Origin of the sequence: Corynebacterium sp. Marseille-P4321 (assembly GCF_903645305.1) — a bacterium.
Taxonomy (GTDB): domain Bacteria; phylum Actinomycetota; class Actinomycetes; order Mycobacteriales; family Mycobacteriaceae; genus Corynebacterium.
Map to the genome: position 1 here is coordinate 30,182 of NZ_CAHJXO010000004.1, position 12,916 is coordinate 43,097.

The following is a 12,916-nucleotide window of genomic DNA, read 5'->3' on the forward strand; positions in this document are numbered from 1 at the left end:
ATTTGTCCATTAAAGTGCGCACGCCCGGTCTTCCCTTTGGGGGCCGGGCGTTGCACACTGGTGCGCAACAACGTTTGGGGCCTTTCGGGGGGAGACACCATGCAGCACCGCACCGACCGCCAGCTGGTGGCGGACTACCTTGCCGGCGACGGCCGCGCGTTCACGCAGATAGTAAAGCGCCACTGGCAGCGCCTGTACTTCGTGGCCCGCAACTACGCCCGCGACGAACACGACGCCCAAGACATCGTGCAGGACGCCTTCTTCAAAGCCGCGCGCAACATGCACACCTACCGGGGTGATGCGAAGCTGTCCACGTGGCTGCACCGCATGTGCATCAATGCGGCGATCGACCACCAGCGCCGCGTGGTGCGCGCCTGCCCGCCGGTGAGCTTGGACGATGACGAGACGGTGACCGCGGACGCGAACAAGTACCTCTCCTACAACCCGCTGGAGAACGCGGAGCGCGTCATCGCGATGCGCCAGGCCCTCGCGGTGTTGCCGACGGCGCAACGCAAGGCGCTTTGGCTTATCGACGTCGCAGGGATGACCGTCGAGCACGCCGCCGACGAGCTTGGCGTGAAACCCGGCACGGTGAAGTCGCGGCGCTACAGGGCACGAGAGGCGGTGGCGGCCGCGATTGGGGAACGGGCGGCGGTAGACTCACGTCCATGACAAACCCCGGCCTTATTACTCTGAACACCCAGCCCGAGGCATCCGCGCAGTCCACGGGCAGCGACGAAGTGCACGACCTGATCATCATCGGCTCCGGCCCGGCCGGTTACACCGCCGCTCTTTACGCCGCCCGCGCCGAGCTAAAGCCCCTGGTGTTTGAGGGCTACGAGTACGGCGGCGAGCTGATGAACACCACCGAGGTGGAGAACTTCCCCGGCTTCGAGGACGGGATCATGGGCCCGGAGTTGATGATGAACATGCGCGCCCAGGCCGAGAAGTTCGGCGCCGACCTGCGCTCCGAGCTAGTGGATTCGGTTGATTTCTCCGGCGAGGTGAAGAAGGTCGTGGTGGACGACGAGGAGTTTCAGGCCCGCGCTGTCATCCTGGCCACGGGTGCCGCGCACCGCCACCTGGGCATCCCGGGTGAGGCGGAGCTCACCGGACGCGGCGTGTCCACCTGCGCAACCTGCGACGGTTTCTTCTTCAAAGACCAGCACATCGCGGTGGTGGGCGGCGGCGACTCCGCGATGGAGGAGGCGACGTTTTTGACGAAGTTCGGCTCCAAAGTCTCGCTGATTCACCGCTCGGAGAACTTCCGCGCCTCCAAGATCATGCTGGCGCGCGCCCAGGAGAACGAGAAGATTGAGTTTGTCACCAACACCATCGTTGAATCGGTGTTGGAGCAGGACGGCAAGGTCGGCGGGCTGAACGTGCTCAACGTGGATACTGGCGAGAAGTCCGTGCTCGACGCCACCGCGATGTTCGTGGCAATCGGGCACGACCCGCGTTCGGGCTTCCTGGAAGACCAGGTGGCCACTGACGAGGGTGGCTACGTGCTGGTGCGGGAGCCGTCGACAGCAACCAGCGTGGCGGGCGTGTTCGCGTGCGGCGACTTGGTGGACAAGACGTACCGTCAGGCGATCTCGGCGGCGGGCTCGGGTTGCCGCGCGGCGCTGGACGCACAGCACTATCTCGAAGCGCTGTAGAATAGCGCCCATGAATGCACCTGTAGACGTCACCCAGGCCACCTTTAAATCCGAGGTCGTCGAGTCGGACATTCCGGTCCTCGTCGACTTTTGGGCTGAATGGTGCGGCCCCTGCAAGAAGCTCGGCCCCGTGCTGGACGAGATTGCGGCGGAGTACGACGGCAAGGTGAAGGTGGCCAAGGTCAACGTGGACAACGAGCGCACGCTCGGCGCGATGTTCCAGGTCATGTCCATCCCCACGGTGCTGCTGTTCAACGGCGGCGAGAAGGTCGACGAGTTTGTTGGTCTGCGCCCGAAGGGTGAGATCGTGCGCAAGATCGAGTCGCAGCTCTAAAGCTTTTCCCTACTCCCGAAAACACGTGAAAGGATCCCTGTGCACAACACATTCCGCGTAGGCGACTCGAGCCCACGGGTCGCCGAGGTTCGGATGTCGCTTGCGCGCCTGGGTCTCCTCGACGGCTACGGGGGCCAGCTCGGATCCGCCGAGTTCTCCCAGAGCGAAATGCTTTTCGACGAGGCCCTCGCCGACGCCCTCAAGGCATTCCAGCAGTCCCGCGGCGTAATGCCCACTGGCACTATCGACGAGCTCACGCTGCGTGAGCTGCGCGAAGCCTCTTACACCCTCGGCGCCCGAGTGCTGAGCTACCAGCCCGGCAGCGAGATGGTGGGCGACGATGTCGCGCAGCTGCAATCCCAGCTGCACGAACTGGGCTTCTACTCCCACCGCATGGATGGCCGCTTCGGTCCTCGCACCCACGATGCGTTGGTGAATTACCAGCTCAACTCCGGGTTGGAGGACGACGGGGTGTGCGGGCCTGACACGCTGTACGCGCTGTCGCTTTTGGGACGACGCATCACTGGCGGTTCCGCCCACGCCATTCGTGAGCGTGAGACCGTGCGCCAGGCTGGCCCGAACCTCGCCGGCAAGCGCGTGGTGATCGACCCGGATCTTGGCGGGGCCGACTCGGGCATGACGGTCAACGGGCCGTACGGGCCGATTACTGAAGAGGAAATCCTGTGGGATCTCGCGCAGCGCATCGAGGGCCGCATGGTGGCTACGGGTATGGAGACCATCCTCTCGCGCCCGCGCGGCGACAACCCGTCGATTAAGGAACGCGCTGACCTGGCGAACAGTTTCAAGGCTGACCTGGTGGTTTCGCTGCGTCTCGACGCGTACCGCAACGAGAAGGCCAACGGCGTGGCCACGTTCTACTTCGGCTCGGAGCACGGCAACTCCTCGCTGACGGGTGAAACCCTTTCGGGCTACATCCAGCGCGAGATCGCCGCGCGCACGGACCTGCAGAACTGCCGCAACCACGCCCGCACCTGGGACATGCTGCGTATGACGCGCATGCCAACGGTTGAGGTGGTGGCGGGGTATCTGACCAACCCGGACGATGTCGCGGTGCTCACGGACCCGAACCAGCGCGACGCCATTGCCGAAGCGGTCGTGGTGGCGGTTAAGCGCCTGTACCTGCTGGACCACGATAACCGCCCGACCGGCACCTACAGCTTCACCGACCTGTTGCGCGAGGAAATGGCCTAAGCCGTTTACGCTGGCAGGTAGCGGGTGGTGCGCGTGGAACCGACGCGGCGCACCCGGCCTGCCTCGGTGAGCTTCTTCAGTGCGCGGTAGGCCTGCTGCGTGCTCAAACCGGTCGCGGTAGCGACGTCGCTGCGCGAGACCCCGTCGCCAAGCTGCACCGCGTCCAGTGCGAGGCGCTCGTTTTCCCCGAGCCGTTCCCGTAGCGTGGCCGAAACGCCCTGCTCGTGGGAACCGGTGTAATCCACGTCCAACCCACGCAGCCCCTCGCCAGCGCCAGCGGTAATCCCGGTGCGCGCGAGCGCCGTGGTGAGGTAGAGCGAGCGCGGCCCGCGCGCCATCCCGCCCGGGCTGGTCACGTTGGTGCGGGTCTGCTCCAATCGCACGTAAACGGCCCCCGGCAGGGTGTAGTCGCGGTGCATGAGTGCGTTGAGTACCAGCGGGAGGGCTTCGAGGCCTGCGAGGCCTTCCACCATCGGAGCGAGCGGGCTCGCACTGCGGTGCGTCGCTGCAGGTCCACGGCGATCCACCACCACAAGCTGGTGGTACGGCAGGTGACGGGCGATCGCCTCCGGGGTGCCGAAGAGCGCGATTGCGCCGAGTTTCACCGGCTCGGCGGAATCGTCGTGGAAGCCGAGGGAGCGGACCAAGGCGTCGTCGGAAAGCTGTGCAAGCTCGTCGTCCCCGCCGAAGCGCGCCACGAGCCTGCGGTAAGAGCTGATCGCGTCCGGGTCGATGTCGGCGTCGCTCGCGCCGGTGGCGGGGGCGAGCGCCCAGTCGATGCCGTTCGCGTCGCGGTAGCGGGTGAACAGGTACGACGGGTCCATGCCAGCGCATTCGGGCACGCCCTTCGCGTTGAGCCGGCGGGTGCGGTACACACCCCAACGGGTGGCCACGGGGCTCGGTTGGGCCTCGACGGTGAGCGCCACGACGACGCGGCCGTCGAGTTCGGCAACGGACACCTCAGCGGCGAGCGCGGGGGAGGTGTTGCGGCGGATGGTCATCGCAAGCGCCGCCGGGTCCGTGCGGTCACCGTGGAAGGGGTGGCAGCCGCTGATTGCACCGTTCGCATCAACGCCGATGAGCAGGGTGCCGCCTGCACCGTTGGCCATGCATGCCATCAATTCGATCACGGCGCGCTCGTTGATGTAGGCCGCAGAGACGCGCCTGGCGAAGGCCGTGGTCAGGCCCTCGCCAGCATCGATTAGTTGGCGCATCTCATCAGCGTGCATGGATGCGATATTACATCACTGTAATTCGATCGATTGAATCATTCGCCCTGGATGAGGCCCATGATGCGTTCGAAGTCATCCTTATCGCCGAACTCGACGACGATCTTGCCCTTGCGCTTGCCCATAGTCACCGATACCTTCGTGTCCCACGCGTCCGCGAGCGAATCAGCTGCCTGGGTGAAGTACTCGGGCTGGGGGAGAGGCTGGCGCTTCTGCTTCTGCGGCATCTTCCCGCCCGCGTTGATGAGGGTGACGGCTTCTTCGGTCGCTCGGACAGAAAGGCCCTCGGCGACGATGCGGTCGGCGAGTTGTTCCTGGGCCTCCGCGGAGCCGTCGTCAAGCTTGATGCCCAACAACGCGCGCGCGTGCCCCGCGGAGAGCACTCCGGCGGCGACGCGGCGCTGCACCGGCACCGGCAGGTTGAGCAGGCGTATCGCGTTCGTGATCACGGGGCGCGAGCGCCCGAGACGGTCCGCGAGCTGCTCCTGGGTCACGCCAAACTCCTCGAGCAACTGCTGGTACGCGGCGGCCTCTTCGAGCGGGTTGAGCTGGACGCGGTGGATGTTCTCCAAAAGCGCGTCGCGCAGCATGTCCTCGTCGGAAGTGTCGCGCACGATCGCCGGGATCTGCTTCAGCCCGGCCTTCGAGGCGGCGCGCCAGCGGCGCTCGCCCATGATCAGCTCGAAGCCGTCGCGGGTGTCGCGCACCACAATGGGCTGTAGCAACCCGAATTCGCGGATGGAGTGCACCAGTTCCGCGAGATCGTCCTCGTCGAAAACCTGGCGCGGCTGCTTCGGGTTCGGGATGATCTCGCCGAGCGGGATCTCCTGGTAGCGCGCGCCGCCAACCGGCACCGGTTGCATAACTTCCTCGCGGCTCGCATTCACCGTCGGGGCACCGGCAATCGCGCGCTTCTTCTCCCCGAAGATCACGTCGGAGGCGTCGCCGCCGATGGCGCCCGTCTTGCCGGTTTTGTCCATCTCCGCCGGCGCGGAAGGAATCAGCGCCGCCAGGCCGCGGCCCAAGCCGCCTTTTCGTTCTTGTGCCATGGTTTTACTCCTCTTCCTCAAGCTGGGCGTACACCGCGGGGCTCACGCCGATCGGGCCGGTGCTGGGGTGCGGCTGGTAATCGCCGCGGGTGGCAAGCTCCTTCGCCGCGTCGAAGTAGGCGAGCGCCCCGCGCGAACTTGGGTCGTAATCCACCACCGTCTGGCCGTAGCCGGGCGCCTCCGAGACCTTCACCGAACGCGGGATGACGTTTTTCAGCACCACCTCGCCGAACTGGCCGCGCACCTCGTCCGCGACCTCGGAGGCCAAGCGGGTGCGCGCGTCATACATAGTGAGCAGAACCGCGGAGATGTGCAGGTTGTGGTTTAAGTACTCGCGGATCATGCCGATGTTGTTCAGCAGCTGGCCCACGCCCTCGAGCGCGTAGTACTCGCACTGGATGGGAATCATCACCTCGTCCACCGCCGTCATCGCGTTGATGGTCAAAAGGCCGAGCGACGGCGGGCAGTCGATGAACACGTAGTCGAAGCCGTGCTCGCGCAAGAAACCCTTGCGGATGGCGTCGTGCAGCCGGTACTCGCGGCGCACCATTGACACCAGCTCGATTTCCGCGCCGGCCAGGTCGATGGTCGCGGGAATGCAGTACAGGTTCGGGTTGTCCGGGTTGGGCTGCAGCGCCTCCTCCGGCGTGGTTTCCCCGATGAGCACCTCATAGCTGGACAGGGTGCCGGAGGAATGCTCCGCGGACAGTGCGGTCGACGCGTTGCCCTGCGGGTCCAAGTCGATCACCAAGACCTTCAGGCCTTGGCGCGCCAGCGACGCAGCCATGTTCACGCTCGTGGTGGTCTTACCCACGCCGCCCTTCTGGTTCGCGACGGTGATCACGCGCGGCTGCTCGGGCCGCGGCAACGGGTCTCGCGGCGTCGACATCTGGGGTGCGCGGTGTGCGGCGGCCATGACAGGAGTGTCCTCGTAGTCCACTTAGTTCCCCTTCTTCTTCCGCGTGACAACAATCAACGTCGTTGGCTGGTCCAGCAGGCCGGTGCCTACCTGGATGATCTCAGGGTCCACGCCGCCTGCCTTCTCAATGTCCTTCGCGTCGCGCTGAAGCTCCTCGCCGACGGATTCCCCCTTCATGGCGATCATCTTGCCGCCGCCCTGCACCAGTGGCAGCGACCACCCGGCGAGCTTGCCCAGCGGGGCCACCGCGCGGGAGGTCACAGCGTCGAAGTGCGCCTTCGGCTGATCCTCGGCACGCCCGCGCACCACGGTGACGTTGGTCAGCCCCAACTCATCCACCACCTCCTGCAGGTAGGTGGAGCGCTTCAGCAACGGCTCCACCAGAGTGATGGTGAGGTCCGGCCGCGCAATAGCCAGCGGAATACCCGGCAGCCCCGCGCCCGAGCCAATGTCGGCCACCTTCCAGCCCTCGCCGAACGCCTCCGCAATCACGGCACAGTTCAGGATGTGGCGCTCCCAGAGCCGGTCCACCTCTTTCGGGCCAATGAAGCCACGCTGGGCGGCGGTGGTGGCAAGCGACTCGTGGTACGCCTCGGCCAACGCGACGCGGTCGCCGAAGATACGGTCAAGCAATTCCGACACGGCTGTGCACTCCTTGCGGGGAAGTTGCGGGAAGTAAACGCTGGACATAAACGATGTGCCAGACACTTTAGTCGGGCCGCAGACGCGGGTGTGAGTTCGTCAGCGCAAGCCGACGTCGATAAGCAAAAAGCTCCGGGCGATTACCCGGAGCCTTGCTCTACTTCTTGTCTTGCTTGCGCTGCTTCTTCGAGCGCTTGTCCACCTTGCGCGCGCCCGGCTTCGGGGCGGTGGTGCGCTTCATCTCCACCTTGCGGGCCTCTTCCTCAGCCTCTTCCTTATCCATCTTGTCGAACAGGATGCGGGTCTGGAAGAACGTCCACACGTTGTTGGTCAGCATGTAGAACAGCAAACCGATGTGCCACAGCGCACCGGAGAAGACAATCATCGCCGGCATGAACCAGAGCATCATCTTGTTCATCATGCCCATCTGGGCCTCCATCATCGCCGCGGACTCGCCCTGCGGCGCGGCCACCTTGCCTGCCTCACGGCGGGCCTGCTGTCGGCCGATGGACATCTTCGCGTTGAAGTGGGTGAACACCGCACAGATGAGCACCAGCGGCAGGCAGACCGCGATGATGCGGCCCTTCGTCAGCTCGTCAGTGTTGGTAAACGCTGCAAACGCCTGCTCCGGCATCGACATGTACGCCGAAAGCGGCACGCCGAAGAAGTCAGCGTCCAGGAAGGACTGCACGTCCTCCGGCCCGAACGCGTAGTTGGCGATCTGGCGATTCTCCTCAACACTCAAACCCGGCTGGTTCGGCCCGGCGGTGCGGTTGAACGAGCGCAGCACGTGGAACAGGCCCAGGAAGATGGGCATCTGCACCAGCGGCACGATGCACGATGCGAACGGGTTGGTGCCCATCTCCTTGTACAGCTTCTGAGTTTCCTCAGCCATCTTCTGCTGGTCGTTCTTGTACTTCTCGCGGATCGCCTGCATCCGCGGCTGCATCTCCTGCATCTTGCGCATGGAGCGCATCTGGTTGACCATCGGCTTGATCAGGAAGACACGAACCGTGCAGGTCAGCAGGACAATAGCCAGGATCCAGGAGATGCCGGAGCTCTTGTCAAAGATGAAGCCGACAACCTCGTGCCAAAACTTCAGCACCCAAGAAATCGGCCAATAAATGAAATTCAGCACTTTCCGGTGTTACTCCTCTTTGATACTCCCAGGAACGGGGTCGTATCCGCCGGGGTGCCACGGCCCGCATTTGCACAAACGGGCGGCGGCCATCGCACCGCCGCGCACCGCCCCGTGCCGGGACACGGCTTCAAGGGCGTAGGCGCTGCACACCGGCAAGAAACGACACGTCCCGCCCATCTTAAGGGGCGAAAGATATTTTTGGTAACCGCGCACGAGGGCCACCAGCAGCTTCGCCGCCGGTCCGCGGGGCGCGGGAATTTCGCCGCCGGCGAAGTTGTAGTAGCTCATTGCAGTTTGCGCAGGGCTTTTTCCAGCGCGTGCGCGTAGTCGCGCTCCAGCTCGGCGCTGGTTGCGGTCGCGGAATTCGGCAGTGCTCGCAGGACAACATCGTGTTGGGGCAAGAGCTTATCGACGCTTGCCAGTGCCACCGCCCGCAACTTCCGCGACACCGCGTGCCGCGTGACGGCGTTTCCCACCTGCTTGGACACCACAAGCCCGAAGCGCGGCCCACCGGTGACCACCAGGTCCTCGCGGCGGCGGACATGGACCATTAACGTACGAGACCCCGCCCGCACACCCTGCTTCATCGCCGCTTTGAAGTCGGCGGAGGCAGTGAGTTTGTGCGGACGGGGTAACACTGGGGGTTACGCGGTGAGCTTCGCGCGGCCCTTCTTGCGGCGCTGGGACACGATCGCGCGACCGGCACGGGTCTGCATGCGGGCGCGGAAGCCGTGCTTGCGAGCGCGGCGGCGGTTGTTCGGCTGGTAAGTCCGCTTGGACACGGTTGACTCCTTGAGGCGTCGTTGAGCCGCCCACCCGGGACAATGGCTGCTCCAAATGAATGAAACGTCAATCGGTGGGCGCAAATCGCCGGCTCGCCATCTGGCGTTCCCGGGGTCCGGCGCGTCGGTGCTCCCACAAGCACGTAGGCGACCGATTCGGCCGCAGACGTGAAAACGATCACCAGAGTACGCCACATCGTGGGCCGGGAACAAATCACCCCAAGGGTGCCCCCGGAATTACAAGTGTGTGTTTTTGCGCAGGTGGCGGGGCGAATCGCCGGGGTATCCTGCGGGTGAGCTGTGAACCCGTTCCGCGATACCTGGACAGCCGTTCGAAAATATGCGTTATCCACAATCTTTTCAACCCCGGACTGTTCGACACCCCAGCATGCGGCGGGTAACAATATTGCGACACCACAATCACACAGGCGCTGTCACCACAGGTCTGTGGATAACTGTGAAGTTCTGGTTGAGACTTTTAGTTAGGGGTTGCCATACCCGCAGCTAAGAAACTATTTTTCTGGATTTTCACGTTATCCACAACGAGACGGCGTCCTGTGGATAACACCCCACAAATTTGTTATCCACATCTGTGGATAACATTGTGGAACAGCAGGTAACCGCCCGGCGGCTTGTGGAGCGGGCGGTGGAAATTTTTGTAATTCTTCGACTCAACGGCAAAGGATGCGCAGCGGTGGCGGACCAACAACTCGAAGCACTCTGGCACGCCGTAGTGGAGGAGTTGCTCAACCTCTCCGAGCAGCCAATGTCCACCGTGCCCACGTTGACCCCGCAGCAGCGCGCCTACCTGCGTTTGCTCAAGCCGGTCGTGCTTGTCGACGGCTACGCGCTCATCTCCGCACCCCACGCGGCGGCCAAGAACGTCATTGAGGAATCCCTCGCGCCGCACCTCACGACGCTGCTGAGCACCCACACCGGAACACCGGTTGCGCTCGCCGTCTCGGTCGCCGCACCAGTGGAACCGGAACCCGAGCCGGAACCGGACCCAACACCGACCTCCTGGGCGGCAACCCAATCGATGAGCGCGTCTTCACCGGCAGGCGAACAGATCCCCATGGGGCTCGACGAACTTGCCCAGATGCACGCCGCGCAGGTGGAAGGTAGACGTCGAGAAGCAATTGCCCACCCCACCGTCGCTGCCGCCGACCGCAGGATTCCGCGCGAAACCCCCGCGCACGACCCGGACCGCGAAGCGAGCCTGAACCCGAAGTACACCTTCGAAAACTTCGTCATCGGCTCGTCCAACCGCTTCGCCAACGGCGCCGCCGTGGCGGTGGCCGAAAACCCGGCGAAGGCCTACAACCCGCTGTTCATCTGGGGCGGCTCCGGCCTGGGCAAGACCCACTTGCTGCACGCCGCCGGCAACTACGCGAAAGTGCTGCAGCCGGGGCTTCGCATCAAATATGTGAGCTCGGAGGAATTCACCAACGACTACATCAATTCCGTGCGCGACGACCGGCAGGAATCCTTCAAGCGGCGCTACCGCAACCTAGACATCCTGATGGTCGACGACATCCAGTTCCTCGAAGGCAAGGAAGGTACCCAGGAGGAGTTCTTCCACACCTTCAACGCACTGCACCAGGCTAACAAGCAGATCATCTTGTCCTCCGACCGTCCACCGAAGCAGCTGACCACCCTCGAGGACCGACTGCGCACTCGCTTCGAAGGCGGGCTGATTACCGACGTTCAGCCGCCGGACCTGGAAACGCGCATCGCGATCCTGATGAAGAAGGCCGCGGCCGACGGCACCCAGGTGGACCACGAGGTGCTCGAAGTCATCGCCTCGCAGTTCCAATCCTCCATCCGCGAGCTCGAGGGCGCCCTGATTAGGGTCTCCGCGTACTCTTCGCTGATCAACGAGCCGATCACCATGGACATCGCCCAGGTGGCGCTGCGCGACATCCTGCCGGATGAAGGCGACGTGAACATCACTGCCGACACCATCAAGGAAGCCGCAGCCGAATACTTCGAGGTTTCCGCCGACCAGCTCATCGGCGCCGGCAAGACCCGCCAGGTAGCGCACGCCCGCCAGATCGCGATGTACCTGTGCCGCGAGCTCACCGAATTGTCGCTGCCCAAGATCGGCGACGAATTCGGCGGCAAGGACCACACCACCGTGATGTACGCAGACCGGAAGATCCGTAAAGAAATGACGGAAAACCGCGCGACCTACGACGAGATCCAAGAGCTCACGCAGATTGTGAAGAACCGCGCCCGGGCGCGTTAGTGTGGGTCAGTTTCTCGCCGCCGTTCCCTTGTGGGGCGGCGGTTTTTCTCTATCCACAGGCCTATCCACACCTGTGTAATTACGGCGATGTAATTAGATGATTTCCACCACAGTGTGCACTGAATCACACTCTTGAGCTCTGGGGACAACCCGAGGCTTTTGTGTGGATGACCGGTGGAAAGATCGCGCGGCGATGTGTAATTTTCGGAGAGCGGAAAAGTTATCCACAACGGCTTCGACTTATCCACAGGTTTTCCACATCCCGAATCACATCCGGAATTCCCGGCACCACCGGCACCGATGGGCCCCAATCCACAGATCCCACAGCCCCTACTGTTGTTCCCAGAACAATTACTTGTAATTCTTCAAGGAGAAACAGAGGTTGTGCGATTCGCCGCGCCCGGGTCGAATGACAAAGAATCTGCGCCCCGCCTAGAGTGGTTGAGACACTTGCAAGAACCACACGATCGAGGAGTAGTGCGCCGCCATGGTTGACAGCATCGCTGACAGCACCGTGTCATTCCGCGTTCACAAAGACGAGCTTTCGGACGCGGCGGCGTGGGTGGCACGCAGCCTGCCCACGAAAAACACCCAGCCGGTCCTGCGCGCTGTGGTGATCACCGCGGATGACAACGGTTTGGAATTCGCGGGCTTCGACTACGAGGTTTCCTCCCGCGTGCGCATCGGCGCCGAGGTGAGCGACCCGGGCCGCGTCGCCGTGGCTGGCAAGCTGCTCTCGGACATCGTGGCCACCATGCCCGGCGGCGATATCGAGGTGACCACGGATGCGAAGGTGATGACACTCAAGGCACGCTCCGCACGATTCGAGCTGCCGCTGATCCCGCTGGACGATTACCCGCAGCTGCCGGAGCTTCCGCAGGTTACCGGCCGGATTTCCCCGGCTGCGCTCACCGGTGCTGTGACCCAGGTGGCGGCCGCTGCCGGCCGCGACGACACGCTGCCGATGCTTACCGGCATCCACGTGGAGATCGACGGCCCGCACGTCACCCTTACCGCCACCGACCGCTTCCGCCTCGCGCAGCGCCACCTGGAATGGGAGCCGGCGAGCGAGAACGTGAAGGCCGACCTGCTCGTCCCGGCGAAGACGCTGTTGGACAACGCGCGCACCTTGGACACCAGCATCGAGGAGCCGGTGGAGATCGCCGTGGGCGGCGAGGACAACATCGGCGGCGACGGCTTGTTCGGTCTGCACACCGGTAACCGCGAAACCACCACCCGCATGCTGGACGCGGACTTCCCGAACGTGGCGCCGCTGTTGCCGAAGCAGCACACTTCCATGGCAAGCGTGGAGGTCGCCCCGCTGATCGAGGCGATCCGCCGCGTGAGCCTGGTGGCCGACCGCAACGCCCAGCTGCGCCTTCGCTTCGAGCCGGGGCAGCTCACCCTGTACTCCTCCGGCGCGGATTCCGGCGCCGCAGAGGAAGTCATCGAGGCCGCGTTCACCGGCGCCGACGAACTGCTCATCGCGTTCAACGCGGGCTACTTGCGCGACGGCCTGTCCGTGATTGGCACCGATCGCGTGGTCTTCGGCTTCACCGAGGCGTCCCGCCCGGCAATTATGATCCCGCAGCCGGAAGAGCTGCCGGAGGCGGGCGCGGACGGCGCGTTCCCCACCCCGGAGACCTTCTTCACCTACCTGCTCATGCCGGTGCGCCTGCCCGGCTAAACCCAAAACGCCCGA

14 protein-coding genes are annotated in these 12,916 nt (G+C 64.1%); 6 read left to right on the forward strand and 8 right to left on the reverse strand.

Annotated elements, in window-relative coordinates:
- Positions 1–99 precede the first annotated feature (99 nt).
- The 4 genes from HWX32_RS10980 to HWX32_RS10995 are packed head-to-tail and all read left to right on the forward strand — an operon-like array spanning position 100 to position 3,204.
- A complete protein-coding gene (locus HWX32_RS10980; protein ID WP_075469481.1) occupies positions 100–672 on the forward strand; it encodes an RNA polymerase sigma factor in 573 nt (190 codons plus the stop codon).
- The gene (gene trxB / locus HWX32_RS10985) at positions 669–1,658 is read left to right on the forward strand and encodes a thioredoxin-disulfide reductase (protein ID WP_082259974.1); all 990 of its coding nucleotides are present in this window, start codon (positions 669–671) and stop codon (positions 1,656–1,658) included. The genes HWX32_RS10980 and trxB overlap by 4 nt, the downstream gene beginning before the upstream one ends.
- Before the next feature lie 10 nt (positions 1,659–1,668).
- Entirely contained in the window at positions 1,669–1,992 is a 324-nt protein-coding gene (gene trxA / locus HWX32_RS10990; protein WP_075469480.1) for a thioredoxin, read from the forward strand.
- Between the two features lie 39 nt (positions 1,993–2,031).
- Positions 2,032–3,204: an N-acetylmuramoyl-L-alanine amidase gene (locus tag HWX32_RS10995; protein ID WP_075469479.1), complete on the forward strand. Its 1,173-nt coding sequence runs from the start codon at positions 2,032–2,034 to the stop codon at positions 3,202–3,204.
- Positions 3,205–3,209: 5 nt separating this feature from the next.
- Here HWX32_RS10995 and HWX32_RS11000 read toward each other — a convergent pair whose 3' ends face one another.
- The 8 genes from HWX32_RS11000 to rpmH form a co-directional block, all read right to left on the reverse strand.
- On the reverse strand, positions 3,210–4,433 hold the full coding sequence (locus HWX32_RS11000; protein WP_175935902.1) for an RNA-binding domain-containing protein: 1,224 nt from the start codon (positions 4,431–4,433) through the stop codon (positions 3,210–3,212).
- A 38-nt stretch (positions 4,434–4,471) separates the two neighbouring features.
- Complete coding sequence (locus HWX32_RS11005; RefSeq protein ID WP_175935903.1) at positions 4,472–5,482, reverse strand: ParB/RepB/Spo0J family partition protein; 1,011 nt, start codon at positions 5,480–5,482, stop codon at positions 4,472–4,474.
- Positions 5,483–5,486: 4 nt separating this feature from the next.
- Positions 5,487–6,398, reverse strand: a complete 912-nt coding sequence (locus tag HWX32_RS11010) for a ParA family protein (protein ID WP_175935921.1) — start codon at positions 6,396–6,398, stop codon at positions 5,487–5,489.
- Positions 6,399–6,422: 24 nt separating this feature from the next.
- Positions 6,423–7,043, reverse strand: a complete 621-nt coding sequence (gene rsmG / locus HWX32_RS11015) for a 16S rRNA (guanine(527)-N(7))-methyltransferase RsmG (RefSeq protein WP_075469475.1) — start codon at positions 7,041–7,043, stop codon at positions 6,423–6,425.
- A 157-nt stretch (positions 7,044–7,200) separates the two neighbouring features.
- On the reverse strand, positions 7,201–8,181 hold the full coding sequence (gene yidC, locus HWX32_RS11020; RefSeq protein WP_175935904.1) for a membrane protein insertase YidC: 981 nt from the start codon (positions 8,179–8,181) through the stop codon (positions 7,201–7,203).
- A 9-nt stretch (positions 8,182–8,190) separates the two neighbouring features.
- Positions 8,191–8,472, reverse strand: coding sequence for a membrane protein insertion efficiency factor YidD (gene yidD / locus HWX32_RS11025; protein WP_175935905.1), 282 nt, complete (start codon positions 8,470–8,472; stop codon positions 8,191–8,193).
- Positions 8,469–8,822: a ribonuclease P protein component gene (gene rnpA / locus HWX32_RS11030; RefSeq protein WP_175935906.1), complete on the reverse strand. Its 354-nt coding sequence runs from the start codon at positions 8,820–8,822 to the stop codon at positions 8,469–8,471. The genes yidD and rnpA overlap by 4 nt, the downstream gene beginning before the upstream one ends.
- 6 nt (positions 8,823–8,828) lie before the next feature.
- Positions 8,829–8,966, reverse strand: a complete 138-nt coding sequence (gene rpmH / locus HWX32_RS11035) for a 50S ribosomal protein L34 (RefSeq protein ID WP_075469472.1) — start codon at positions 8,964–8,966, stop codon at positions 8,829–8,831.
- 694 nt (positions 8,967–9,660) lie between these two features.
- Here rpmH and dnaA point away from each other — a divergent pair.
- Both dnaA and dnaN read left to right on the forward strand, forming a co-directional pair.
- Positions 9,661–11,214, forward strand: a complete 1,554-nt coding sequence (gene dnaA, locus HWX32_RS11040; RefSeq protein ID WP_175935907.1) for a chromosomal replication initiator protein DnaA — start codon at positions 9,661–9,663, stop codon at positions 11,212–11,214.
- A 487-nt stretch (positions 11,215–11,701) separates the two neighbouring features.
- A complete protein-coding gene (dnaN, locus tag HWX32_RS11045) occupies positions 11,702–12,901 on the forward strand; it encodes a DNA polymerase III subunit beta (RefSeq protein ID WP_175935908.1) in 1,200 nt (399 codons plus the stop codon).
- Positions 12,902–12,916: the final 15 nt, after the last annotated feature.